Genomic DNA, 24,945 nt, shown 5'->3' on the forward strand with positions numbered 1-24,945 from the left:
TGCATCATAAATATAAGGATATACAAGGCCAAATGGCATAAGTAAGGAGTGCTCTTAAGAGAGCACCCCAACATTTGACTTAGAACCATTTTTTAGCTTGTATTATCGTAAAATTGTGACGGTTTAAATAAAGGGGGGGTCATAATTGCGACGCTTGCTACAATTAAGTATCATAGCCGTGATATGTTTAGTAGCTGGAAACATGCCATCATCAATGGCTGATCAACAATCTGGAAATGATACTGTGTATGTTGTTCCGGTTAAAGATGATGTTGAGCGCGGCTTAGTGGCGTTTATGGAACGCAGTATTACAGAAGCAGAAGAAAGCTTTGCTGACCATATCATTTTTGAAATCGATACACCCGGAGGAAGAGTTGATTCTGCAAATGAAATTGCTGGTTTACTGTCTGATACTAATACGCCTACCACTGCTTACGTTAAAAGCCAAGCATTGTCAGCCGGTTCTTACATAGCATTAATGACAGATAGCATATATATGAATAGCGCCTCAACAATGGGAGCTTCAGGTGTCATTACAGGCGATGGAACAGCAGCAGATGAAAAAGCTCAATCAGCATGGATTGCTGCAATGGAAGCAGCAGCGGAACGCCAAGACCGAGATCCTTTATATGCAAGAGCTATGGCTGATCCATCGATTGATTTACCTGAGATGGACGCAGGTGAAGGAGAATATTTAACTTTAAGCCCTGATGAAGCAGTAGAAGTTGGCTATGCTGAAGCCAAAGTCACTAGTCGAGAAGATGTCATTAATCAATTAGGTTATGAAGGGGCTCGGGTTGTTGAAACACAGCCGACGATTTCTGAAAACATCGCTCGTTTTGTAACCAATCCTGTCGTAATCTCGATTTTATTATCCGTTGCAAGCATTGGTTTAATCGTTGAATTATATTCACCTGGGTTCGGGGTCGCTGGAATCATGGGAGGAGCGTCGTTATTATTATTTTTCTACGGCCATTTGATTGCTGGCTTTGCTGGCTATGAATCCATGATATTATTATTAATCGGCCTAACCTGTATTGTTATTGAAATTTTTGTACCGAGTGGAATATTTGGAGCTATTGGTGGTGTCTCTATTCTAGGTGCATTACTAGTATCTGGTGCTGATCTTGGTCAAATGGCGATCAGTTTAAGTATAGCTATCTTGCTTGCCATTTTTGTGGCAGTTTTCTTGTTTAAAAAATTAGATACTAATCGTGGAGTCTTTAGACATATTGTTTTAAAAGACCAAACGAGTTCTGAGAAAGGTTATCTATCTAATCAAACTCGAAATGATTTAATTGATGAAGAAGGGACGGCTTTAACTTTCTTACGGCCGTCAGGAACAGCCATCTTTGGCGATGAGCGACTTGATGTCGTAACAGAAGGTCAGTTCATAGATCGAAATAAACCGATTAAAATTGTCAAAGTGGAAGGTTCTCGGATTGTGGTTCGAGAAATAAAATAAGAGAAAATTTATGGAGGTTTTATCATGGAATTAATGGATATATATCCACTAATAATTGTTACATTACTCATTATTGGTATTGCAATTTTATTCACATTTGTTCCAGTTATGCTATGGATCAGTGCCTTAGCAGCTGGTGTACGAATTAGCATTTTCACCCTAGTAGGTATGCGTTTACGTCGTGTCGTTCCGAAAATGGTGATTAATCCGCTAATTAAATCACATAAGGCAGGATTAGATGTACAAACGAATCAACTTGAGAGTCACTACTTAGCTGGTGGTAATGTTGACCGTGTTGTAAATGCACTTATTGCAGCGCAACGTGCGAATATTGAATTAAGTTTTGAACGATGTGCTGCAATCGATTTAGCAGGTCGTGATGTATTAGAAGCTGTTCAGATGAGTGTTAATCCGAAAGTTATTGAAACACCATTTATCGCTGGTGTTGCCATGGATGGTATTGAAGTGAAGGCGAAAGCTCGTATTACCGTTCGTGCAAATATTGATCGACTCGTGGGTGGTGCAGGTGAAGATACAGTCATCGCACGTGTTGGTGAAGGAATTGTAAGTACGATTGGTTCATCTGATAATCACGGTAAAGTACTAGAAAATCCAGATTCAATTTCTCAAAACGTGTTATCTAAAGGTCTAGATGCTGGAACTGCTTTTGAAATCTTGTCTATTGATATTGCTGATATCGACATTGGTAAAAACATTGGAGCCATGTTACAGACAGATCAAGCCGAAGCTGATAAAAATATTGCACAGGCAAAAGCGGAAGAACGGCGTGCTATGGCTGTTGCACAAGAGCAGGAAAACATTGCGAAAGTTCAAGAAATGCAAGCTAAAGTGGTTGAGGCTGAATCAGAAGTACCTCAAGCGCTTGCCGAAGCTTTACGAAATGGTAACATGGGCGTCATGGATTACGTGAATTATAAGAACATGTTAGCTGACACTGATATGCGTGAAATGATTGGTAAATTAAGCAAACACGAAAATGATGAGAGTGATGATAAAAAATAATCGCTCTAAAGGAGAGTGATTGCATATGGGTGGATTAATCGAATTAATCGCCAGTAACATCTTTATAATTTTTGCTATTCTCGCTGGTTTATTTAGTATTTTTCAGAAGGGTGATAACGAAGAAAAAACTCGTGATCGTCCCGTGTTCAAAGAACAAAATCGCCAGACATCCACATCTTCTGAAGAAACAGTGAGTGATATAAAAGAATCAGTTCAGCAAACAGCACAAGAGAAAATGGATGATTTGTCTAACCAAACTTCCAGCTGGTATGAAGCGATGGAAGACTCTAGACAACGATTAGAAGAAGTCGAAAATCAACCAGCTTCAAGTGGTGTACATGGTGATGCCATAGGTAGCATGGATACGATTAAACGAGGATCAATCAGTCAAAGTGATCAGTCTTCAATCCCTCGTGTATCTGTTCATGAAAATATTACCCGTAAACGAATTGTCGAAAGTTTTATGATGGCTGAAGTATTGAGTAAACCCAAATCAAAAGCTAATAAAACCTAATAATGAAACAGTTAAAGCACAGGATGTCTTGCGTATACATTCTGTGCTTTTTTCATATATTGGTGTTGATAGGGGGAAGGTTTATGAAGTTAATACCGAAACCATTCCGGAACTGGTTAAGTCGATATGGGCAATTACCAGTTGATGTTGTATATGATTATCCCCGTGTGACAATGATTGGACAGCTACATTTATATATTGAAAATCATCATGGACTAAGTCACTTTTCGAATCAAGAAATTATAATTAACCAACAACAATATCAAATGGTGGTGACTGGAAGGGATCTCGTGATAAAAAATTTACTCAAAGAAGAAATCGTAATAGAAGGTCAGATTGAAAATGTAAGCTGGCGAAGTCCGTCAAATATATAAAAAAGGGGGTGATGAGTTGGACAAGTATTATGACTATAAATTAGTTCAGGTAAGAGTAGATGGTAATCAGTCAAATGATCTTATTCAGTCAATTGCTCGTGATGGGCATCCTATTAAAGATTTAAAACAAATTAATAATGAACAATTTTCATTGCGTGTGACACCTCAAACATATTTTGAAATGAAACGTAGAAGGCATACATATTCATGTCGATTGAAACTAATTCATCGGCCACGTTTATTAAAAGGAAAGCAATTTAAACATTTTGGAATCCCGGTCATCATTGGGGTTTGTTTAACATTTATCTTGATCTTACTATTATCAAATATCATATGGCGTGTAGAAGTCATTGGTGGATCACAAGAGTTACGGTATGATGTAACTGAAACATTAAATGAGTTAGGTCTAAAACGGGGAAACTGGATGCAACAAAAAGAAACCCTAAGTAATATTGAACGAGAAGTAATGAATCGTATTGATGAGCTTTCGTATATTGGGATCAATCAACAGGGAACTTCTTTTACGATTACTGTTGAAGAATCTGAAACATTTGAAGAACCTAAATCAGACGAGCCAGTTGATTTAATCGCGTCTAAAACAGGTGTGATCCAATCTATGTTTGTAGAAGTAGGTAAACCTGTGGTCAATGTTCAAGATACGGTTAATCAAGGCGACCTGCTTGTGTCTGGTTTGTTGGATGAAGAAGGCGAAGTTAAAGTTCATGCCAAAGGAGAGATCTTGGCAGATGTGTGGTACAGGGTTCAAGTTACCTCTCCATTAAAGCAAAGTTATGAGATGCTTACAGGAGATAAAGAAACGAATTATTCATTAACTCTTTTTGACCGTTTTGATTTATTTAGCCCTACAACGGACAACCTAACGTATACAACTGAACAGTCATTGTATTTTTTGAATTGGGAATTACCCATTACCTATAAACGACACGACCATTATACTTTACAAACAGAAACAAAAGAATTTGAAGAATCCGAGCAACTGAAAGAAGAAATCGAAAACCAAATGAAACGTCAGTTGGATTCTGATATCGACGTCGTCTATCAAAAAGTTTTGCACGAGGAACGTGACAGTGATAAAGTTAAATTAGATATTTTTGTTAAAGTACATGAAGATATTGCTCAAAAACAAATAATTGATCAAGGAGATTGATGTATGCAAGACGATAAACAAAGCATTAATTTACATCTTGAAGATCATAGCGATACACTTAACCTGTTTGGTACTAATGATCGTAATATTAAGCAAATTGAAGAGTTTATGCCCGTCAATATTATTACACGAGGTGGGCAGATTAAAATAGAAGGTCAAAAAGAAGATATAGAGCTTGTGCATGACTTATTACAAAAAGTTTTAAATGTCGTTAAAAAGGGCATTACAGTAACTGAAAGAGATATTATTTATGGTATTGAGTTGGCACGGACAGACAAGCTTGAACAATTTGAAACCTTATTTGAAGACGAAATTACTAAAAACCAGAACGGTAAGCCAATTCGTGTTAAGACTTTAGGTCAGCGAGATTATGTTGCGGCTATGAAAGCGAATGATCTTGTGTTTGGAATTGGACCTGCTGGAACGGGTAAAACTTATTTAGCCGTGGTTATGGCTGCAAAAGCTTTACGTAACGGTGAAGTTAAACGAATGATTTTGACAAGACCAGCTGTTGAAGCGGGTGAGAGTTTAGGGTTTTTACCAGGTGATTTAAAGGAAAAGGTAGATCCATATCTCCGCCCATTGTATGATGCTTTACATGATGTCATTGGTAAAGAACATACTGCTAGATTATTGGAACGTGGAACCATTGAGATTGCTCCTTTGGCCTATATGCGTGGAAGAACTTTAGATGATGCATTTGTCATTCTTGATGAAGCTCAAAATACAACACCCGAACAAATTAAAATGTTTTTAACACGACTTGGATTTGGCTCTAAAATGGTTGTAACAGGTGATATCACTCAAATTGATTTGCCTAAAGGTGTACAATCAGGATTAAGGGTCACTGAAGGCAAATTGGCAGGCGTGAAAGGTATATCATTTAATTACTTAAAAGGTGTAGATGTCGTCCGTCACCCACTGGTACAACGCATTATTGATGCGTACGAAGCTTAAATCGTAACTGAGGAGGTTATCCTTGTGCAAATTGACTTTATCGATGAAACAGAACTTGTTGAAAACGACCTGATTAAGTTGCTAGAAGATGTTTTACAATATGCTGCTAATGAGGAAAACATTGAAGAAACGGCAGAGATGTCTGTCACAATCGTGGACGATGAAACCATTAAACAAATTAATGCTGATTACCGTGAAAAAGATTATGCAACTGACGTCATTTCATTCGCACTTGAAGAGCAAGGAGAAGGAGAATTAGATATTGTTGGTGATGACCTTCCTGTTCATTTAGGTGACATCGTCATTTCTATTGATAGAGCTAAAGCTCAGGCCAATGAGTATAATCATTCCTTAAATCGTGAGCTTGCGTTTTTGGCTGTACATGGTTTATTACATCTGTTAGGGTACGATCACGAAACAAAAGCAGATGAGAAAGCGATGTTTCAAAAACAAGAATCGATTTTACAATCATTCGGATTGAAACGAAATGAAACGTAATCGTGTTGGATTTAGCTATGCTCTAACTGGATTGAAGACAGCTATTAAGCAAGAATTCAATATTAGGATTCACTTCAGTATTCTCATGATTGTATTTTTCATGGGATGGATGGTTGAGATAAGTTTAACTGAGTGGGCCATAATTGTGGTCGTCAGTGGTATCGTGTTAACGGTTGAGTTAATTAATACTGTTATCGAGTATCTGACAGATGTGTTATTTCCTAACTATGATCAATTAGCTAAGCAAATTAAAGATATTAGCGCAGCTGCTGTCTTAATATCATCAATCACAGCATTTACTGTAGGTTTATTAATTTTCTTACCAAAATTATGGGAAATCATCTCATAATCATTTAAAACTCGCTCACAGCGGGTTTTATTTATTTAAAGAGCTTTATGAGTGAACTAAAAACCACGACATTTGTCATTTGTATGAAATCTTATCTAATTTATAGTAAACTAGAAGAACAAGTTATGAATAGGAGAGACAAGTTATGACGGAACAATATCATTCAGGATTTATTGCGATCATTGGACGCCCAAACGTAGGTAAATCCACATTCATGAATCGAGTTATCGGTGAAAAAATTGCCATTATGAGCGATAAGCCACAAACAACTCGTAATAAGATCCAAGGTGTGTTAACTACTGATAAAACGCAGTATGTTTTCATTGATACACCAGGAGTACACAAACCCAAGCACCGTTTAGGTGATTTTATGGTTCAGTCGGCTATTAACACATTAAATGAAGTAGATGTCATTATGTTCATGGTTAATGCTGACGAAAGTTTTGGTAAAGGTGATGAATACATCATCGAAAGGCTGAAACAAGTAAAAAACCCAGTTGTATTGGTCATTAATAAAATAGATGAAGTACACCCTGACGAATTATTACCAATTATTGATACGTACCGCAAGCAATTAGATTTTGAAGACATTGTTCCGATCTCGGCTTTAGAAGGGAATAACACAGAAGAACTATTAAATGTTCTCTCGAAACATCTACCAGAAGGACCACAATATTATCCTGAAGACCATTTAACAGATCATCCTGAACGTTTTATTATTAGTGAATTTATTCGAGAAAAAGTGTTACATCATACTCACGAAGAAATTCCACATTCAATTGCAGTCGTTATTGATTCGATTAAAGAACGTGAAGATCAGGATATGATTGATGTACAAGCAACCATTGTGGTGGAACGAAATTCGCAAAAAGGGATTATAATAGGAAAGCAAGGTAAAATGCTAAAACAAATTGGATCCGAAGCGCGAACGGATATAGAATCCTTATTAGGCACTGGTATCTATTTAGAATTGTGGGTGAAAGTGCAAAAGGATTGGCGAAATCGTCAATTTCACTTACGTGACTATGGCTATCGTGAAGATGAGTACTAATCGTGTGAATTGGTAATTATTTTAACTTATTAACTGTTTCATTTCGGTGAAACATAAGCTTGAAGATTTCAGTTCAATAACTGAAAGGTGGAGAGTAAAATGTTTAACATCCCTTGGAGTTTGTTTGAAAAAACCGGAAATGTCGAAACATATTTGCTTATGAAACAACTAGAATCTAATCAAAAAGCATTAACCTCATCACAAAGTGCATCAACGGTTAAACCTAACGTAAAAAGGTAAGAGCAGGTGAGAGGATATGGAGCAAATTAATGGTATTGTGCTTAGAACACAAGATTATGGGGAAACAAATAAAATTTTAACATTATTAACAGAACAATATGGCATGATTAGTGCAGTAGCACGTGGTGCAAAAAAGAACAAAAGTCGAATGGCTGCGGTTGCGCAGCCATTTATCTATGGCCAATATTTGCTCTATATGGGCAAAGGAATGGGGACTGTTCATCAAGGCGAAGTGTTACATAGTATGCGGCATATTCGGGAAGATATCATGTTAACAGCATACGCTACATATATTGCTGAGTTAACGACTAAATTACTAGATGAAAGAAGCCCAAACCAAGCTTTGTTCAAAGAGTTATTAGTAAGCTTAGAAAGAATGGAAGAAGAATCACCACTAGCTATTGCTTTAATGTATGAAATGAAAATGTATTATATTGGTGGGTTTGCACCAGTCGTAGACCAATGTGTTAATGGCCATTCAGATCAACCAATTGCTGGATTTTCTGTCATGGCAGGCGGGGTGGTATGTGAACAATGTCAATATAGAACAACGGATAGCATTAAAATTTCACCACAGCTTTACCATGTCCTCAAAATTATGAGTCATAGAAGCATCACAAATATTCGAGATATATCGATTAAGAATGAGACACTAGAAGCAATCAAACATATCTTAAATCAATATTACGATTATTATGGTGGATTCACTATTAAATCGAAGCGATTTCTACAACAAATGAATGATTTGCAGCAAGAATAGTTAAATGTGTTATACTTTCTTTAACTATATAAAGAAATAGTGTATAATATTCATGTTGTGAGGACCTTTATGAGGTGGTGAAAGAAATTGGATTTATCTGAAAGACAGGAATTAATTGTCGATATAGTGAAAGAGCGAGGGCCAATTACAGGTGAGAATATCGCAGATGAATTAAATTTAACACGGGCAACGTTACGTCCTGATTTAGCTATCTTAACAATGGCTGGATTTTTGGATGCTAGGCCTCGTGTTGGTTATTTCTATACAGGTAAAACGGGAAGCGAATTACTAACTGATAAAATTAAAAAGTTATCCGTTCGTGATCATTATTCAGTACCAGTTGTTGTTAACGATCAAGCCCATGCTTATGATGCCATTACGACTATGTTTTTAGAGGATGTGGGGACTTTATTCGTAGTGGATCAACATGGAATCTTAGTAGGTGTACTGTCTCGAAAAGACTTATTAAGAACAAGTATGGGACAACAAGACTTAACGGAAGTACCAGTACATATCATTATGACACGATTACCAAAAATTAAGGTGTGTCAAAAGGATGATTTACTTCTAGATGCTAGTATAAAACTGATAGAGAATCAGATAGATGCTTTACCTGTCGTTCAAGAGCATGAGCGAGGATTAGAAGTGATTGGCCGATTAACGAAAACCAATATCACGAAAGCATTTGTAGGTTTAGTTAACCAAGATCGTATTTAAAAGGGGGCGGTGAGTGATGAACCCAAAAACGTTTTATATAGTTTCAGACTCCGTTGGTGAGACTGCTGAACTAATGGTAAAAGCTGCAGTGAGTCAGTTTACTAACTCAGAAATGCGGATCCAACGTATACCTTATGTAGAAGACTTAGAGACATTAGATGAAGCGGTCCAAACGGCAAAAGAAAGTGAAGGTTTAATCGCCTATACACTTGTTAAAACAGAATTTCGTGAACGCATAAAAACAAAAGCAGAAGAAAATCAAGTTGTAGCAATGGATTTGATGGGCCCTTTGATTGAAAATTTAAAGGGGTATTTAGATGAACAACCTGCTTTACAGCCAGGTTTAGTTCATAAACTAGATGAAGATTATTATAAACGAATTGAAGCGATTGAATTTGCGGTTAAGTACGATGATGGTCGGGATGCAAAAGGTATTTTAAAAGCTGACCTTGTATTAATTGGAGTGTCAAGAACTTCTAAAACACCTTTATCTCAGTTTTTAGCACATAAACAATTAAAAGTTGCTAATGTCCCTATTGTTCCGGAAGTCGAACCACCTGAAGAATTATTTCAAGTGCATCCAAGTAAGTGTATTGGATTGAATATTGATTCCGAACAATTAAACCATATTCGAACAGAACGATTAAGGTCGCTTGGTTTAGACGGAAGCGCCAATTACGCTAAAGAAGAACGTATTCAAGAAGAAATTGACTATTTTAATAAGATCGTTGATAAAATTGGGTGTCGAACCATCAATGTTTCAACTAAAGCAGTTGAAGAAACTGCCAACGCTATTTTGAATACTATAAGGTGAAACAATATTATAAATCGGCTCGTCAAATATAGACGGGCCGATTTATTATGTTGTAAGAAATATTCAGTGTATAAAATTTAAACAAACTAATAGCGTTTACTGAAATTTTAGGTTATAATGCATACTTGTGGTGAAATTTATCACTTTATGTCTATAAAATTAAATAACAAATTTAATTCTAGAGGTTTTAAATAGAATTCTGGATATAAAGGGTAATAAAACTGTCGAAAGTTGAAGGGATTTAAAAACTTCTATCGAATAATTATAGATATGGTGATGTATATGCAAGAAAAAATACCAGAAGAACTCATTGATCAAATCGTATCACAGAATGATATTGTTGATGTGATTGGTGAGCATATACAACTAACTCATAAAGGCCGAAATTATTTTGGTCTTTGTCCGTTTCACGGTGAGAATACACCATCTTTTTCTGTTTCACCTGATAAACAAATTTTTCATTGTTTTGGGTGTGGAAAAGGTGGAAATGTAATCAATTTTGTGATGGAACTCGATTCATTATCATTTGTTGAAGCTGTTCAAGCTTTAGCTAAACGAAGTGGTGAAACGATTCCAGATCAATATATGCCTGGCTCAAATGAAACAACATTATCTGAAACAGAACAATCAGCTATTAATGCTTATGAATGGGCTGGTCGGTTGTTTCATCATGTATTACGATATACGGATGATGGTAAAGATGCGCTTAAGTATTTAAAAGAAAGAGGATTTCAGGATCAGGATATCGAAGAGTTTCAATTAGGCTATTCACCTTATAAAAGTCAGTTTTTGGTTTCATTTTTAGAACAAAAAGGATTTGAGCTCCAAAGCCTAGTTGATATAGGTTTATTAAGTCAACGAGACGGGAATACCATCATTGACCGCTTTCAAGGTCGAGTTTTATTTCCGATACACAACCATCAAGGGAAAATTGTTGGTTTTGGTGGTCGTGCAATTGAAGATGGGGTTGAACCCAAATATTTAAACAGCCCTGACTCTAAGCTTTTCCAAAAAAGTAAATTATTATACAACTTTCATCAAGCTCGTAAACCCGCTCAAAAACAAGATGAAATCATCCTCTTTGAAGGTTACGCAGATGTCATTAAAGCAAGTCAAGCAGGAATAAAGCATGGCGTAGCCACATTAGGAACAAGCCTAACAGAGTATCAGGCTCGCTTACTTTCGCGTTATGTATCAAAAGTGATTATTTGTTTTGATGGAGATCAACCTGGAAGAGAAGCGAGCCAGCGGGCTGCAGAAGTTGCGAGACAAGCTGGACTACAAGTCTTAGTTGCAAATATACCTTACCAAATGGATCCAGATGATTTCATTCAATCTTACGGTGAAGATAAGTTTCAAAATCAAGTTTTGGGTACTGCTGAGCCATATGTTGCGTTTATGTTGAACTTTATCAAGAAAGACTATAATTTACATGTTCAGCAAGATCAACTGACGTATATTGAAAAAGCACTCGATTTAATAGCAACCGTGGATCACGCAGTGGAACGAGACGTATATTTAAAGCAGCTGGAAGAAAACTTTAATTTATACCGCGAGACATTGGAAGATGAGATTGCAGAACGCAGAAGAATAAATGAACGCCGTCATGAACAAGCTAAACGTGCTAAGTCTGATACTCAATCGAGTCGAAGACCCAAACGACAAGAAGCTATATATCCTGCATTCCAAAATGCAGAACGACAATTATTAGCTCATATGTTACAAAATCGTTATGTTGCTGAGCAAGTTCAAGAACGTTTAGGTTCTAAGTTCAACATGCAAGAGCATCAAGTGTTAGTGACTTATCTCTATGCATATTATGAAGAGGGCAATGATCCTAATGTTAGTCGTTTTATGGAGCGTTTACCAGAAGAATCTTTAAGACAACTGGTGTCTTCATTAGCACTTATATCCATTAGTGATACGTTAGAACGAGAAGAACTAGATGATTATTTATTTGCCATTCTAAAAGAAGCGGATGTAGATCAGGAAATTCGTTCATTAGAAACGATGCTTAAAAATGCTGAGAAAGAAAACGATCCTAAATCCGCAGCAAGAATAGGTATGAAAATATTGGAATTGAGAAAGAAAAGTAATAAATCCAAGCTATAGCGACCAGTTTGGAAGGAGGGGTAGCATGGCTGAGAAGCCAATCGAATCACAAGAAGCAGAACAACAGCAGAATCAGGACCAAGAACAAACACAAGGTCAAGACCAAGAGCAAGAACAAGAACTAACATTAGATCAAACAAAAGAGCAATTACTTGAAACAGGTAAAAAACGAGGTGTCCTCGTTTATGAGGAGATTGCAGATAAATTAGGTCATTTTGATCTAGATTCTGAACAAATGGATGACTTCTATGAAACCCTAGCTGATCAAGGAATCGATATTGTCGGCGAAAATGATGACCCTAATTTGCAAAAAATCACGAAAGAAGAAGATCTTGACTTAACGGATCTAAGCGTTCCTCCAGGCGTTAAAATTAATGATCCTGTTCGCATGTATCTAAAAGAAATTGGTCGTGTCGATCTGTTATCTGCTGATGAAGAAATCGATTTAGCGACTAGAATTGAACAAGGTGACGAAGAGGCTAAACGTCGTTTGTCTGAAGCTAACTTACGTTTAGTGGTGAGTATTGCAAAACGTTATGTTGGCCGAGGGATGCTATTTCTTGACTTGATTCAAGAAGGTAATATGGGCTTAATCAAAGCTGTTGAGAAATTTGATTACCGTAAAGGGTTCAAGTTTAGTACGTATGCAACTTGGTGGATTAGACAAGCTATAACACGTGCTATTGCTGACCAAGCTCGTACTATTCGTATCCCAGTTCACATGGTTGAAACCATTAATAAGTTAATCCGTGTGCAAAGACAATTACTTCAAGATTATGGTCGTGAACCAACACCTGAAGAAATTGCTGAAGAAATGGATTTAACTCCTGATAAAGTAAGAGAAATTCTCAAAATTGCTCAAGAGCCTGTCTCGCTTGAAACACCAATTGGTGAAGAAGATGATTCACACTTGGGAGACTTTATTGAAGACCAAGAGGCAACTTCACCTTCAGATCACGCTGCTTATGAATTATTAAAAGAACAACTTGAAGATGTATTAGACACATTAACCGATCGTGAAGAAAATGTTCTGCGACTCCGCTTTGGTTTAGATGATGGTCGAACACGAACATTAGAAGAGGTTGGTAAGGTCTTTGGTGTCACTCGAGAAAGAATTCGCCAAATTGAAGCCAAAGCCTTACGTAAATTAAGACATCCAAGCCGTAGTAAACGCTTAAAAGACTTTCTTGAGTAACCTCTCCAATTCGGAGGTGCAGCACGTGAATGATGAACGAAATAAAGTCATTATTGATGAAATAAAACATTGGAAACAATCGAAATTATTACCTGCTGAATATTGTGATTTCTTATTAGCGCTTTACACATTTGGTGAAGGGGTAGAAGAGGATGAAAAGTCAAGCCAAAAACGTAAACGGCGTCAAATGCTGATTTACATTGACCTTATCTTTTTAATTCTTCTTCTCCCGGCTTCATTATTAATGTCTGTCATCATGGATCTAAATGTCTATGTTGATTTGACACTCTCAATTGGAATTTTGTTGATTCTAATTGGTCATGTTTATTGGTTTAAACGACGAGCTTCGTCCATGATTCATATACCTGTTATGTTAGTATTTTTAATATTATTAATTAGCTCCATTTCGTTTATTAGCGCAATATATGGAGAAGGTATAATATTGAATAGTATTGTTGCTGTTCATTGTATATTATGGATTATAATTGGTGTCATTTGGCGCTATTACTATTTAACAGCTTCTGGAATTGTAGGTATCATGTTATTAGCATCAATGATTTTTTTATAATAATTTCACATTTTATCTCTTTTAGTATCTCAGATTTTAAAGTAAAATATAGTTAGTTATGCATACATATATGGTGACATAAGGAGGATAAGACTGATGAGCAAAAACCCTGTAGTACCGTTTGCAACAATTGCCGTTTTAGGAATTATAGCTATTATTGTGATGAGCGGTGTTGGATTAAATCAAATGCAATCTGCTGATGATGCAGAAAATGGTGAACAGACTGAAGAACAGTCATCTAGTGATCCAGAAACACATTACGAAAACAACTGTATGTCATGCCATGGTGAAGATTTAGGTGGCGGCACTGGACCTGAACTACAGAACGTTAGTGAACGTTATTCAGTTGAAGAACTACAAGATATTATTGCTAATGGTGTTGAAGGTAGTTCCTTGATGACTGGTGATTATGCAAATGATGAAGAAGCTCAAATGATGGCCGAATGGTTATCAGAACAATAGTGTCGAAATGATTGAAGTCCAGAAGCGTGTTTGTAAGAATGATACAGACAACAGTTTCTGGACTTTTGTTTTGTTTACATCAATGTTGTAGAAGGAGATTCATAATGAAGACGATGCCTTTATCAAAACGTTTAAATACAGTGAAACAACTTATACCGAAATCATGTAATGTAGTTGCTGATATTGGTTCAGATCATGCTTATTTACCATGTCAAATCTGCCTTGAAAATCCCGATTTAAAAGCAATTGCTGGTGAAGTTAATGATGGGCCTAAGCAAGCAGCTATAAACCATGTCAATCATTGGCAATTAAGTGATCGAATCGATGTTCGTTTAGGTGATGGTTTATCTGTCATTGATTTTGGAGAAGTTGATTGTGTAACGATTGCAGGGATGGGTGGAGCTTTGATTACGCATATTTTAACTGAAGGTATATCTAAATTAAGTGGTCAAGAAACCCTTATTTTGCAACCAAATATTGATACCCATTTAATCAGACAATTTGCTAATGATTATGGTTACCATATCGAGTATGAAAATGTACTCGAGGAAGATGGTTATTATTACGATATAATAGTGCTAAATCACAGTGAATCATCAGTGCATTATTCTGATAAAGAAATTTATTTAGGACCATTGATGCTTAACCAACCTAATCAAGCGTTTTATGAGAAATGGCTTCGTGTCTATAAAAAACAACAACTCATTGTCGATGAAATGCACAAAGCTAAAGAACCAAATCTAGATAAAATCAAACGATTTCAAGAAGAGTTATTATGGATTGAGGAGGCGTTAGATCTATGACACAGAAAGTACAAGCAAAAGATATTATTAATGTTTTAGAATCTTTTGCACCGAAAAGTTTAGCTTTTGAGGGCGATCCGATTGGCTTACAAGTTGGAGACTTAAATAGTTCGGTTGAAAAGGTCATGATTTCGTTAGACGTACTAGAAAACGTAGTTGATGAAGCCATTGAACAAAATGTTGATTTAATTATTGCTCATCATCCATTTATTTTTAAACCTTTAAAATCGATTAACACAAATGATGAAAAAGGGAAAATCATTAATAAACTAGTCAAGCATGATATTACTGTATATGCAGCTCACACCAATTTAGATATTGCGCAAGGTGGAGTAAATGATTGGTTGATGGAACAATTAGGATTACAACCAGAAGGTGTTGTTGTTCCAACTACGCAAGACACTTTGTATAAAATGGTTGTTTTTGTACCGACATCACATGAAGATGAATTACGAAACGCGTTAGCTGAAGCAGGAGCAGGGCATATTGGTCAGTATAGTCATTGTACCTTTAATAGTGAAGGGTTCGGTACATTTAAACCACAAGAAGGAACGAATCCTTATATTGGCTCTGCAAATGAACTAGAAAAAGTCCAGGAATTACGTATGGAAACGGTCGTTCCAGCTTCTATATTACAAGATGTGATCGATCAAGCTAATGAAGCACATCCTTATGAAGAAATGGCATACGATGTTTATCCTTTAGAGTTAGATGGCGAACCATTAGGTCTTGGTCGTATGGCAACACTAAATGAAACAACGACATTAGAGCAATTTGCTCAAACAGTTAAGAAAGCCTTCAATGTTCCACAACTTCGTTTTGTGGGTCGTTCTAATAAGAAGGTTAAAAAAGTTGCAGTCATCGGTGGTGACGGTAATAAATTTATTCATCAAGCAAAACGGCAGGGTGCTGATGTGTTAATTACAGGCGATGTTTATTACCATACGGCGCATGATGCTTTAGGAATGGGACTTGGAATGATCGACCCTGGACATCATGTCGAAGAAGTGATGAAAGAAGGTTTAAAAAACGAATTAGTGTCTCGTACTGAATCTAGAGGTTATGATGTGGCGTTTGTTAGTTCCAATCAAGTGACAGAGCCATTTCAATTTCTTGGTGATTAATATTTAAATATTTAAAATCTTTTTACTTGTTTTAAGTTCATTGACATGTCCAGACGCGATTGTTAATCTACTTTTATATTTATCCTTGGCTATATATCTTTTATGAACTGAGTTATATCGTTAAGGTGAATAGTTGTAAAAAAGGAGATGAGTTAATCGTGTGGGAGAACAAATTTGCAAAAGAAGGGTTAACATTTGATGATGTGTTGCTCTTACCAGCAGAATCTAATGTGATACCTAATCAAGTGGATGTCGCAACTGAATTAACACCATCTTTAAAATTGCAGAAACCAATGATCAGTTCAGGTATGGATACTGTCACTGAAGCTGATATGGCCATTGCAATGGCAAGACATGGTGGTTTAGGTGTCATCCACAAAAACATGTCAATTGAAGAACAGGCTGATCAGGTTGACAAAGTTAAACGGTCAGAACGCGGTGTTATTACGGATCCATTTTACTTAACACCAGAGCACCAGGTATATGATGCAGTGCACTTAATGGGTAAATATCGCATATCTGGCGTTCCCATTGTGAATAACAAGGAAGACTTAAAACTTGTCGGTATTATTACAAACCGTGACCTTCGTTTCATTCATGATTATTCGATTGCTATATCTGATGTCATGACAAAAGACGGGCTTGTAACTTCTTCAGTTGATACAACGTTAGAAGAAGCAGGCCATATTTTACAAAAACATCGAATAGAAAAATTGCCATTAGTGGATGAATATCAAGTTTTAAAAGGGTTAATTACGATTAAAGACCTGGAAAAAGACATTGAGTATCCTCATTCAGCTGTTGATTCAGCAGGACGCTTACTCGTTGCTGCCGCTGTTGGTGTTTCTGGTGATACATCAAAACGAATTGAGAAATTAGTCAATGCTGGCGTCGATGCATTAGTTATTGATACAGCTCATGGTCACTCGCAAGGAGTACTGGATACTATTAGTATGATTCGCATGCAGTACCCTCAAATGAATATTATTGCAGGTAATGTTGCAACAGCTGAAGGTACAAAAGCCTTGATCGAAGCGGGTGCGGACGTCATTAAAGTGGGCATTGGACCTGGTTCGATTTGTACGACACGTGTAGTCGCAGGCGTTGGTGTTCCGCAAATTACTGCAGTATTTGATTGTGCGAGTGAAGCTCGAAAGCACCAAATTCCTGTGATTGCGGATGGTGGAATTAAATATTCAGGTGATATTGTTAAAGCACTTGCTGCTGGTGCTCATGCCGTGATGCTTGGTAGTATGTTAGCTGGTACAACAGAAAGTCCTGGAGAAATTGAAATTTATCAGGGACGTCGATTTAAAACGTATCGAGGTATGGGTTCTGTTGCGTCTATGGAAAAAGGGAGTCATGATCGATACTTTCAGGAAGAGAATAAGAAATTTGTTCCTGAAGGAATTGAAGGTCGCGTTGATTATAAAGGTCCTGTTGCCGACACCCTTTATCAAATGATTGGTGGCCTGAAGTCGGGCATGGGATATTGTGGTTCACCTAGTTTAAACGAACTAAGAGAAGAAGCTCAATTTATCAAAATTACAGGTGCAGGACTTAAAGAAAGCCATCCACATGATGTACAAGTAACGAAAGAAGCACCGAATTACTCGGTTTAATGCAAAGATTTAACACACGATTAACAATTATATAATTTAACCGAAGCTTTCATATAGACTTACGAATAGGGCGTAAGTGTTTCTACCGAGTTGCCTCAAACAACTGGACTATGAAGGTGGGTTGTCCTGTACAATTCTGCCTTCATATTAATTTTGAAAGGTTGAATTGTATTTTTTTGTTAATCAAAAAGGGGATAATCAGATGACAACCATTAAAGAAAAAGTAATTGTATTAGATTATGGCAGTCAATATAACCAATTAATTACTCGAAGATTAAGAGACATTGGCGTGTATAGTGAACTTCATTCCAATCGCTTAACAGCACGCGAATTACAGGATTTAAATCCTAGTGGCATTATTTTATCTGGAGGCCCTGGAAGCGTTTATGATTCGAATGTTGCCCAAATTGATGAAGCTATATTTGAATTAGACATTCCAATTTTAGGCATATGTTATGGTATGCAATTAATGGCTCATCAATTAGGCGGTACTGTTGAAAAAGCTTCGAACCGTGAATATGGTAAAGCGTCTATTGATGTGAACGTTCCCTCGAAACTCTTTGAAGGCTTACCTGACCAACAGACTGTTTGGATGAGTCATGGTGATTTAGTGACTGACGTTCCTAGTGGATTTGAGGTTAATGCAATCAATGAATCATGTCCAATAGCATCATTTAGCCATGAAGCAAAATCATTTTATGGTGTTCAGTTTCATCCTGAAGTAAACCATACGGAGCATGGCAATGATATTTTGAAACATTTTGTCTTTGATGTTTGTGGGTGCCAAGGTGAGTGGACGATGGATCATGTTGTTGAGATGCAACTAGAAAAAATCCGAGAAGAAGTGCAAGACCGTCACGTTTTATGTGCATTAAGTGGCGGTGTTGATTCATCAGTTGTGGCCGTATTATTACACAAAGCAATTGGTGATCAATTAACTTGTATTTTTGTTGACCACGGGTTATTACGGAAAAATGAAGCGGATGACGTCATGAAAATGTTTGAAGAAGGGTTTCATATCAATGTGATCAAAGTCGATGCACATGACCGATTTTTAGATAAATTATCAGGTATCTCAGATCCTGAGAAAAAACGCAAGATCATTGGAAATGAATTCATTGAAGTATTTGATGAACAAGCTGATCAATTAAAGAATATTGACTATTTAGCACAAGGGACGTTATATACTGACATTATAGAAAGTGGAACTGAGACAGCACAAACAATCAAATCTCACCACAATGTTGGTGGGTTACCTGAGCATATGAATTTAGAATTAATTGAACCATTAAAGGCATTATTTAAAGATGAGGTAAGACGTTTAGGTGAAGAACTAGGTGTTCCAGAACATATTGTTTGGCGTCAACCTTTCCCTGGACCTGGACTAGGTATTCGCGTTCTAGGTGAAATTACAGAAGAAAAATTAGAGATTGTGAGAGAATCGGATGCTATTTTGCGTGAAGAGATCAAAATAAATGATCTAGAACGAGATGTGTGGCAGTACTTCACGGCATTGCCGGGCGTACAAAGTGTAGGTGTCCAAGGAGATGAAAGATCATATAATCATACAGTGGCGATTCGTGCTGTGACATCAGTTGATGGTATGACATCAGATTGGGCTCGATTACCATGGGAGGTTCTAGAGAAAATCTCTAATCGAATTACGAATGAAGTAAGTCATGTCAATAGAGTTGTGTATGACATTACAAGTAAGCCACCTGCAACTATTGAGTGGGAATAAAAATTTATAATAAAATGAGGCTGGAACAGAAGGATATTAAATTGTGCGAAAGACGAATGTATGGACGTCATAATAGTTAAGCACTAATGAAGCGGAAGCAAAATACGTAGACGCCTGCGGGAACAGCACGCGTCTCGAGACCCCGCAAGCCACGCTTTTGGGCTGAGGAGGCTCGAGCCGTGCCCGCGGCAAGCGGAGTGTTTTGATGGAGCGTCATTTAAGCAGAAAAACCCGAACGATTTATTTTACATTAAAATCGTTCGGGTTTTTCTTTGTTTAATTAGGTTTTGTCCCATCTTCATTTTTTAGACGCGTTTTTTAGGTTTTACTTTTGGTAGGATCTTTTGTTTCGTGACTTTGCTTGTAATATCCCATGTATCTTCATCGTTTGGATCATATTGCTCGATGAATTTGATAACTTCTTTAGCAATCGGTGTTGGTGTTGATGCTCCTGCTGTAACGGCAACAGTTTCACATTGATCTAACCATTCTAACTGAATTTCAGAAACATCAGCAATTCGGTAAGCTTCTGTACCAGCTTTCTCTTTAGATACTTGGGCTAAACGGTTAGAGTTATTACTTTTGGGATCCCCGACAACTAAGGTTAAATCAGCGTCTTTTGCCTGTTCTGCAACTGCTTCTTGTCGTACTTGCGTTGCCATGCATATCTCTTGTTCGATCTCAGTTTGCGGATATTTTTCTTGAACTCTAAGCATGGTGTCGTAAACATCCCATTGGCTCATAGTGGTTTGATTTGTTACAAGAATTTTTGAATCCTCTGGTAAATCAAGGTCATCAACTTCTTCATCGTATTGAATTAAGTGGACATGATTTGGCGCAACACCAACAGCGCCCTCTGGTTCAGGGTGACCTTTCTTTCCAATATAAACAATTTCATACCCATTATTTACATGTTCGCGAATCAAGTCATGAGTTCGTGTGACATCCGGGCATGTAGCATCTAAAACGGTCAATCCTTTTTCTTCTGCAATTTCTTTAACTTCGGGAGATACACCGTGTGCTGTGAATACAACTGTTCCTTCATCAATATCTTTCAATAATTCTTCACGTGTTTTATCTTTACCATCAAGTGTAACGACACCTTCATCTTCAAACGCTTGTGTAACATGACTATTATGAACTATCATGCCGAGTATATAAATTGGGCGTGGTAGGTTTTGGTCTTTTGCTGCATTGCTGGCAATAACCATGGCGTCAACCACACCGTAACAATATCCCCTTGGCGCAATTTTAATGACTTCCATGTCAATATGGCCTCCTCATGTATATATCTCTACTCGTTATTATAATCGTTATAGCTCACTTTGACAAAATCTTTGAATGAGTAGCATTTGCAAAGTGTGTCGTTTATAATTGATTTTAGGAAGAAAAGGAGTTCGGATAACTATGAAACAATATTTTCAATCATATGATTTATCACATGAAATGCTAGGGATGATCAATCAGTTAGGGTTTGATTACTCAACTGATATTCAACATCGTGTCATTCCTAAAGCATTAAAAGGACAAAACATCATTGGACAATCTCAAACGGGAACAGGTAAAACACATGCTTATTTAATACCGTTATGTGATCAAATTGATGAAGAACGTCAAGAAACACAGAAGATCATTATTACACCAACAAGAGAATTAGCGATGCAAATCTATGAAGAAGTTAAAACAATGATTTCTTTATCTAATGAAGCATGGACATCGAAGTTAGTTATTGGAGGAACTGATAAACAACGGTTAGAACAAAAAATGCAAAAGCCTCCTCACATTATTGTTGGTACGCCTGGTCGTATTCTTGACTTTATGCAATCCCAAACGATTAATGCATCGACGATCAACAGTGTCGTCATTGATGAAGCGGATTTGTTAATTGATTTAGGATTGATTGAAGAAGTTGATGAAGTCTTGTATCGCATGCATGAGAACGTACAGACGATGGTATTCTCAGCAACCATACCAAAAGGATTACAACCATTTTTAAATAAATATTTAACAAACCCGAGCCATATTCAAATTGAAGAAAATGTATTGAGTCCAGAACAATTAGAACATCGATTGATTCCGTTGAGACATCGAGAGGTCGCAAGTATGATCGAAGCTGCCTCTAAGCTTATTCATCCTTATATTGCTTTAATATTTGTTAATAAGAAAGAGCATGCAGATGAGTTAGCTGATCAGCTTATGGACCGTGGGCTCGAAGTAGGTGTTATTCATGGTGGCTTAAAACCCCGTGAAAGAAAGCGAATACTTAAAGATTTAAAATCACTGCGTTATGAATATATAGTGGCTACAGACTTAGCGGCACGAGGCATTGATATCCCAGGGGTCAGTCATGTATTTAATGCTGAGATGCCATATGATGAAGAGAGCTATATTCATCGAGTCGGACGAACAGCTCGCGCAGGTCTTGAGGGGACAGCTGTGAGTTTTTATCAAGAGAATGATCTTGCTTTAATTCAATCATTAGAAGGCCGTGGTATTCAATTTGAAAACTATGATATTAAAAATGGTGAGTGGGTACCCGTTAAGAAATGGAATGAGCGTAAGAAAAGAGAGGCCCAAGATAATGAGCTGAATCAAAAAGCATGGAAACAAGTTAAAAAACGAAAACAAGTTAAACCAGGTTATAAAAAGAAAATGAAGCAAGAACAAGAAAAAGTAAAAAAAGAACTTAAACGCGATCAATATCGTAAAGGGAAAGGTAAGAAGGGAGATTAAACAATGAAATTAGGATCACATGTATCAATGAGTGGGAAGAAAATGCTTCTTGGGTCTAGTGAAGCAGCTGTAGAATATGGTGCTGATACTTTCATGATTTATACAGGTGCACCTCAAAACACGCGTCGTAAGGCAATTGAAGAACTAAATATAGAGGCAGCTAAAGAGCATATGAATCAACATAATATTGATGAGATTGTTATTCATGCCCCTTATATTATTAATATTGGTAATACAAATAAGCCTGAGACATATGAATTAGGCGTTAATTTCTTACGTTCTGAGATTGAACGGACAGAAGCAATTGGAGCAAAACAAATTGTTTTGCACCCAGGCTCGCATGTTGGCGAAGGTGTAGAGCACGGAATTAATCAAATCATTCAAGGACTTAATGAAGTCTTTGAAGAGAATCGTGATGTTCAAATTGCTCTTGAAACAATGGCTGGTAAGGGCTCAGAGGTAGGTCGTTCTTTTGAAGAAATTGCTCAGATTATCGATGGGGTTAAGCATAATGAACGTTTATCCGTTTGTTTAGATACATGTCACATCCATGATGCTGGATATGATGTAGTTAATGATTTTGATGGTGTTTTAAAGCAATTTGATGAAATTATTGGCTTGGATCGTCTAAAAGTTGTCCACGTGAATGATAGTAAAAATGAACGTGGCGCCCAAAAAGACCGCCACGAAAATATAGGATTCGGTCATATTGGATTTGATGCATTACATTACGTTGTACATCATGACCAGTTGGCACATTTACCTAAAATCTTAGAAACGCCATTCGTCGGTACAGATAAGAAAAATAAAAAACCACCTTATCGTTATGAAATAGAAATGTTGAAGGAAGGAACTTTTGATCCTGATTTAAAAGATAAAATCATGAATCAGTAAATTACATTAAGTGGTGAATATTGAATTGGTCAACTAACTGATTTAATAATTTCTCTGCATCATGAGCTTTATCTTTACCGAATTGCAATTCTATATACTGTAACGTTTTAAGTCGGTCCTTTTGAGAAAAAGGGTCGACTTTTTCATTTTTAATAAAATTTAAAAGCGCTGATGCTTCTTCCATTGTTAGTGGAATTCCGTACTCGTGACCATATTGTACGACTTCATTAGGTGTTGCCTGATGTAAGCGTCTACGAACTAATTCTTTAATCATCGTGTCACTCCTTATGTCGTGATGTTTATTAATATGCGAATAAGGGAAGAGTGTTCTTTGGAGTCAAAATACCTGCTTGACCATAAACAATTAAAGACTAGGTTTGATGAGTTTTATCGTTTGTTATACAAGCAGGCTGAGAAAGGATGTTGGCATGAAGTTAAAGCATTATGGTTTGTTCTTTATTACGATTATGCTGATTGTTACAGCGTTTATCGTTAATAATGTATATTATGAACAAACAATAGACGAATTGGAAGATGAGAATGATCGTCTACAAGAACAACAAGCCGATACTTCTGAAAAAGAACCTATGCAATCTGTTCATTTAGACTGGAGTACAGATTTTTCTTATCAAAGCTGGGAAAAAATCGAACAACAGGCTAACAATATGGTTGAAGATAGTAATGGCGAATTTGATAAATCATGGGCGTTGTTTTTAGTACAAAAAGCTAAAGCATATGATATCGACCCATTTATTGTATACGAATTGCTTAAAGTAGAAACAGGGAACACATTCGATCCTAAGTTAGTTGGTCCGCCAACTGATTATGGACGTGCTTATGGCATGTCCCAATTTATGGAGAACACAGCGCCATGGATTGCTGACATGGCTAATTTACCTTATGAAAAAGAGTTGTTGTTTAATCCAACCTATAGTATACAATTATCGGTTGTTTATTTAGACCATTTATATGGAAAGTACGGAAATTGGGATGAAGCTCTAACAGCTTATCACCGTGGCATTGGTGGATTGGAGCAATATCAAGATGAAAATGGACATGCTGAAAGTTGGTATGCTGTTGAAATTCAAGAAAAGGCAGAACAAAATCGAAGCGTCGCTTATAATAATTAAGCAGACTGAATAATTTTTGATATCCCTCACACACTATAGACAAGCTATAGAAAGTGAGGGATTTTTATGAACAACGACGATCAACAACCAAAAGACTATAGCCAAGATGATAATTATTTCGAACAAAACAATGGATTTAACCAATCGTATGACCCCGTAACAGGTGTCAAAATGGTTGACAATCACAATGATAAAAATGATCAAGATGTTGAATTTGCAAGTGATACAGCAACCATGAATCCAGACGAATTAGATAAAGATAAGATAAAAAAAGAGGAAAAGGAATCGCATTATGAGGAACATGTTGACGCTGGTTGGGGTTGGATTGCTTTAAGTGCATCATTTATATCGTTTTTTGTTTGGACATTTTTATCCGCTTTAATTGGTGTAGTGATGGGGATTTATGCAAAACGTCGTGGTGCTAATACACTAGGTAATATTGCTATTGGAGCAGCATTAGTAGCTGTTCTTATTCGATTATTTGTATTTCCGTTGATATAAATAAGGACCCGTCAGCTTATTTTGACGGGTCCTTGTTTAGTTTGCCTGGCATGGGTGAGCTCTAACGGGTGAAAGTCCCGAGTGTGACCTAGTAGCGGTAAGCACATAGTCGAAGGCAAGGGTGTCCATG

Annotated in this window: 27 protein-coding genes and 1 riboswitch; of the genes, 25 read left to right on the top strand and 2 right to left on the bottom strand. The window is 36.9% G+C overall.

Translation table 11 applies throughout. The features are described from left to right. The first annotated feature begins 145 nt into the window (after nucleotides 1-145). The 21 genes from FHR85_RS13470 (at nucleotide 146) to guaA (ending at nucleotide 19,557) form a co-directional block, all read left to right on the top strand. Complete coding sequence (locus tag FHR85_RS13470) at nucleotides 146-1,465, top strand: NfeD family protein (protein ID WP_243864266.1); 1,320 nt, start codon at nucleotides 146-148, stop codon at nucleotides 1,463-1,465. A gap of 24 nt (nucleotides 1,466-1,489) precedes the next feature. Then, nucleotides 1,490-2,488: a flotillin-like protein FloA gene (floA, locus tag FHR85_RS13475; RefSeq protein ID WP_424923987.1), complete on the top strand. Its 999-nt coding sequence runs from the start codon at nucleotides 1,490-1,492 to the stop codon at nucleotides 2,486-2,488. Nucleotides 2,489-2,513: 25 nt separating this feature from the next. Further along, nucleotides 2,514-3,002 (top strand): hypothetical protein, encoded by a 489-nt coding sequence (locus tag FHR85_RS13480; RefSeq protein WP_167264160.1) that lies wholly within the window; start codon nucleotides 2,514-2,516, stop codon nucleotides 3,000-3,002. An 83-nt stretch (nucleotides 3,003-3,085) separates the two neighbouring features. After that, nucleotides 3,086-3,376: a sporulation protein YqfC gene (gene yqfC, locus FHR85_RS13485; protein WP_167264162.1), complete on the top strand. Its 291-nt coding sequence runs from the start codon at nucleotides 3,086-3,088 to the stop codon at nucleotides 3,374-3,376. Nucleotides 3,377-3,392: 16 nt separating this feature from the next. Continuing rightward, a complete protein-coding gene (locus FHR85_RS13490; RefSeq protein ID WP_167264164.1) occupies nucleotides 3,393-4,544 on the top strand; it encodes a sporulation protein YqfD in 1,152 nt (383 codons plus the stop codon). Between the two features lie 3 nt (nucleotides 4,545-4,547). Then, nucleotides 4,548-5,501 carry a PhoH family protein gene (locus tag FHR85_RS13495; protein ID WP_167264166.1) on the top strand — a complete coding sequence of 318 codons (954 nt, stop codon included), beginning with the start codon at nucleotides 4,548-4,550 and terminating at the stop codon, nucleotides 5,499-5,501. Between the two features lie 18 nt (nucleotides 5,502-5,519). Beyond that, complete coding sequence (ybeY, locus tag FHR85_RS13500; protein ID WP_167264211.1) at nucleotides 5,520-5,999, top strand: rRNA maturation RNase YbeY; 480 nt, start codon at nucleotides 5,520-5,522, stop codon at nucleotides 5,997-5,999. After that, on the top strand, nucleotides 5,989-6,348 hold the full coding sequence (locus tag FHR85_RS13505) for a diacylglycerol kinase family protein (RefSeq protein WP_167264168.1): 360 nt from the start codon (nucleotides 5,989-5,991) through the stop codon (nucleotides 6,346-6,348). The genes ybeY and FHR85_RS13505 overlap by 11 nt, the downstream gene beginning before the upstream one ends. Before the next feature lie 145 nt (nucleotides 6,349-6,493). Continuing rightward, nucleotides 6,494-7,399 (top strand): GTPase Era, encoded by a 906-nt coding sequence (era, locus tag FHR85_RS13510; protein ID WP_167264170.1) that lies wholly within the window; start codon nucleotides 6,494-6,496, stop codon nucleotides 7,397-7,399. Nucleotides 7,400-7,498: 99 nt separating this feature from the next. Further along, entirely contained in the window at nucleotides 7,499-7,639 is a 141-nt protein-coding gene (locus FHR85_RS13515) for a YqzL family protein (protein ID WP_167264172.1), read from the top strand. 16 nt (nucleotides 7,640-7,655) lie between these two features. Then, on the top strand, nucleotides 7,656-8,399 hold the full coding sequence (gene recO, locus FHR85_RS13520) for a DNA repair protein RecO (RefSeq protein WP_167264174.1): 744 nt from the start codon (nucleotides 7,656-7,658) through the stop codon (nucleotides 8,397-8,399). Between the two features lie 87 nt (nucleotides 8,400-8,486). After that, the gene (gene ccpN, locus FHR85_RS13525; RefSeq protein ID WP_167264176.1) at nucleotides 8,487-9,116 is read left to right on the top strand and encodes a transcriptional regulator CcpN; all 630 of its coding nucleotides are present in this window, start codon (nucleotides 8,487-8,489) and stop codon (nucleotides 9,114-9,116) included. Nucleotides 9,117-9,132: 16 nt separating this feature from the next. Next, the gene (locus tag FHR85_RS13530) at nucleotides 9,133-9,930 is read left to right on the top strand and encodes a pyruvate, water dikinase regulatory protein (protein ID WP_167264213.1); all 798 of its coding nucleotides are present in this window, start codon (nucleotides 9,133-9,135) and stop codon (nucleotides 9,928-9,930) included. A 282-nt stretch (nucleotides 9,931-10,212) separates the two neighbouring features. Then, a complete protein-coding gene (dnaG, locus tag FHR85_RS13535; protein ID WP_167264178.1) occupies nucleotides 10,213-12,042 on the top strand; it encodes a DNA primase in 1,830 nt (609 codons plus the stop codon). Nucleotides 12,043-12,067: 25 nt separating this feature from the next. Next, the gene (rpoD, locus tag FHR85_RS13540; RefSeq protein WP_167264180.1) at nucleotides 12,068-13,237 is read left to right on the top strand and encodes an RNA polymerase sigma factor RpoD; all 1,170 of its coding nucleotides are present in this window, start codon (nucleotides 12,068-12,070) and stop codon (nucleotides 13,235-13,237) included. A 25-nt stretch (nucleotides 13,238-13,262) separates the two neighbouring features. Next, nucleotides 13,263-13,805 (top strand): hypothetical protein, encoded by a 543-nt coding sequence (locus FHR85_RS13545; RefSeq protein WP_167264182.1) that lies wholly within the window; start codon nucleotides 13,263-13,265, stop codon nucleotides 13,803-13,805. 96 nt (nucleotides 13,806-13,901) lie between these two features. Next, complete coding sequence (cccA, locus tag FHR85_RS13550) at nucleotides 13,902-14,267, top strand: cytochrome c550 (RefSeq protein ID WP_167264184.1); 366 nt, start codon at nucleotides 13,902-13,904, stop codon at nucleotides 14,265-14,267. Nucleotides 14,268-14,371: 104 nt separating this feature from the next. After that, a complete protein-coding gene (locus FHR85_RS13555) occupies nucleotides 14,372-15,070 on the top strand; it encodes a tRNA (adenine(22)-N(1))-methyltransferase (protein WP_167264186.1) in 699 nt (232 codons plus the stop codon). Beyond that, nucleotides 15,067-16,194: a Nif3-like dinuclear metal center hexameric protein gene (locus FHR85_RS13560; protein WP_167264188.1), complete on the top strand. Its 1,128-nt coding sequence runs from the start codon at nucleotides 15,067-15,069 to the stop codon at nucleotides 16,192-16,194. The genes FHR85_RS13555 and FHR85_RS13560 overlap by 4 nt, the downstream gene beginning before the upstream one ends. A gap of 158 nt (nucleotides 16,195-16,352) precedes the next feature. Next, nucleotides 16,353-17,816 carry an IMP dehydrogenase gene (guaB, locus tag FHR85_RS13565; RefSeq protein WP_167264190.1) on the top strand — a complete coding sequence of 488 codons (1,464 nt, stop codon included), beginning with the start codon at nucleotides 16,353-16,355 and terminating at the stop codon, nucleotides 17,814-17,816. Nucleotides 17,817-17,845: 29 nt separating this feature from the next. After that, nucleotides 17,846-17,947, top strand: a riboswitch (purine riboswitch). Between the two features lie 71 nt (nucleotides 17,948-18,018). Further along, nucleotides 18,019-19,557, top strand: coding sequence for a glutamine-hydrolyzing GMP synthase (gene guaA / locus FHR85_RS13570; protein WP_167264192.1), 1,539 nt, complete (start codon nucleotides 18,019-18,021; stop codon nucleotides 19,555-19,557). Between the two features lie 305 nt (nucleotides 19,558-19,862). On the opposite strand, the gene FHR85_RS13575 is transcribed toward guaA, so the two are convergent. Then, complete coding sequence (locus tag FHR85_RS13575) at nucleotides 19,863-20,822, bottom strand: 4-hydroxy-3-methylbut-2-enyl diphosphate reductase (protein ID WP_167264194.1); 960 nt, start codon at nucleotides 20,820-20,822, stop codon at nucleotides 19,863-19,865. A gap of 142 nt (nucleotides 20,823-20,964) precedes the next feature. Between FHR85_RS13575 and FHR85_RS13580 the strand changes: the two genes are divergently transcribed. Continuing rightward, complete coding sequence (locus FHR85_RS13580; RefSeq protein ID WP_167264197.1) at nucleotides 20,965-22,290, top strand: DEAD/DEAH box helicase; 1,326 nt, start codon at nucleotides 20,965-20,967, stop codon at nucleotides 22,288-22,290. 3 nt (nucleotides 22,291-22,293) lie between these two features. Next, a complete protein-coding gene (locus FHR85_RS13585; RefSeq protein ID WP_167264199.1) occupies nucleotides 22,294-23,184 on the top strand; it encodes a deoxyribonuclease IV in 891 nt (296 codons plus the stop codon). A 1-nt stretch (nucleotide 23,185) separates the two neighbouring features. On the opposite strand, the gene FHR85_RS13590 is transcribed toward FHR85_RS13585, so the two are convergent. Continuing rightward, entirely contained in the window at nucleotides 23,186-23,458 is a 273-nt protein-coding gene (locus tag FHR85_RS13590) for a DUF2624 family protein (protein WP_167264201.1), read from the bottom strand. A 154-nt stretch (nucleotides 23,459-23,612) separates the two neighbouring features. On the opposite strand from FHR85_RS13590, the gene FHR85_RS13595 reads away from it, so the two are divergent. Both FHR85_RS13595 and FHR85_RS13600 read left to right on the top strand, forming a co-directional pair. Then, nucleotides 23,613-24,314, top strand: coding sequence for a lytic transglycosylase domain-containing protein (locus FHR85_RS13595; protein ID WP_167264203.1), 702 nt, complete (start codon nucleotides 23,613-23,615; stop codon nucleotides 24,312-24,314). Nucleotides 24,315-24,380: 66 nt separating this feature from the next. Then, complete coding sequence (locus FHR85_RS13600; protein WP_167264205.1) at nucleotides 24,381-24,815, top strand: threonine/serine exporter family protein; 435 nt, start codon at nucleotides 24,381-24,383, stop codon at nucleotides 24,813-24,815. Nucleotides 24,816-24,945 lie beyond the last annotated feature (130 nt).

Source organism: Alkalibacillus almallahensis, assembly GCF_011761495.1.
GTDB classification, from domain to species: domain Bacteria; phylum Bacillota; class Bacilli; order Bacillales; family Alkalibacillaceae; genus Alkalibacillus; species Alkalibacillus almallahensis.

Bases quoted from the DNA above. Each gene is read 5' to 3' on its own strand.
- floA (WP_424923987.1), top strand. From the start codon at position 1,490: ATGGAATTAATGGATATATATCCACTAATAATTGTTACATTACTCATT.
- FHR85_RS13480 (WP_167264160.1), top strand. From the start codon at position 2,514: ATGGGTGGATTAATCGAATTAATCGCCAGTAACATCTTTATAATTTTT.
- yqfC (WP_167264162.1), top strand. From the start codon at position 3,086: ATGAAGTTAATACCGAAACCATTCCGGAACTGGTTAAGTCGATATGGG.
- FHR85_RS13495 (WP_167264166.1), top strand. From the start codon at position 4,548: ATGCAAGACGATAAACAAAGCATTAATTTACATCTTGAAGATCATAGC.
- FHR85_RS13505 (WP_167264168.1), top strand. From the start codon at position 5,989: ATGAAACGTAATCGTGTTGGATTTAGCTATGCTCTAACTGGATTGAAG.
- era (WP_167264170.1), top strand. From the start codon at position 6,494: ATGACGGAACAATATCATTCAGGATTTATTGCGATCATTGGACGCCCA.
- FHR85_RS13515 (WP_167264172.1), top strand. From the start codon at position 7,499: ATGTTTAACATCCCTTGGAGTTTGTTTGAAAAAACCGGAAATGTCGAA.
- recO (WP_167264174.1), top strand. From the start codon at position 7,656: ATGGAGCAAATTAATGGTATTGTGCTTAGAACACAAGATTATGGGGAA.
- FHR85_RS13530 (WP_167264213.1), top strand. From the start codon at position 9,133: ATGAACCCAAAAACGTTTTATATAGTTTCAGACTCCGTTGGTGAGACT.
- dnaG (WP_167264178.1), top strand. From the start codon at position 10,213: ATGCAAGAAAAAATACCAGAAGAACTCATTGATCAAATCGTATCACAG.
- rpoD (WP_167264180.1), top strand. From the start codon at position 12,068: ATGGCTGAGAAGCCAATCGAATCACAAGAAGCAGAACAACAGCAGAAT.
- cccA (WP_167264184.1), top strand. From the start codon at position 13,902: ATGAGCAAAAACCCTGTAGTACCGTTTGCAACAATTGCCGTTTTAGGA.
- FHR85_RS13555 (WP_167264186.1), top strand. From the start codon at position 14,372: ATGAAGACGATGCCTTTATCAAAACGTTTAAATACAGTGAAACAACTT.
- FHR85_RS13560 (WP_167264188.1), top strand. From the start codon at position 15,067: ATGACACAGAAAGTACAAGCAAAAGATATTATTAATGTTTTAGAATCT.
- guaA (WP_167264192.1), top strand. From the start codon at position 18,019: ATGACAACCATTAAAGAAAAAGTAATTGTATTAGATTATGGCAGTCAA.
- FHR85_RS13575 (WP_167264194.1), bottom strand. From the start codon at position 20,822: ATGGAAGTCATTAAAATTGCGCCAAGGGGATATTGTTACGGTGTGGTT.
- FHR85_RS13580 (WP_167264197.1), top strand. From the start codon at position 20,965: ATGAAACAATATTTTCAATCATATGATTTATCACATGAAATGCTAGGG.
- FHR85_RS13585 (WP_167264199.1), top strand. From the start codon at position 22,294: ATGAAATTAGGATCACATGTATCAATGAGTGGGAAGAAAATGCTTCTT.
- FHR85_RS13590 (WP_167264201.1), bottom strand. From the start codon at position 23,458: ATGATTAAAGAATTAGTTCGTAGACGCTTACATCAGGCAACACCTAAT.
- FHR85_RS13595 (WP_167264203.1), top strand. From the start codon at position 23,613: ATGAAGTTAAAGCATTATGGTTTGTTCTTTATTACGATTATGCTGATT.
- FHR85_RS13600 (WP_167264205.1), top strand. From the start codon at position 24,381: ATGAACAACGACGATCAACAACCAAAAGACTATAGCCAAGATGATAAT.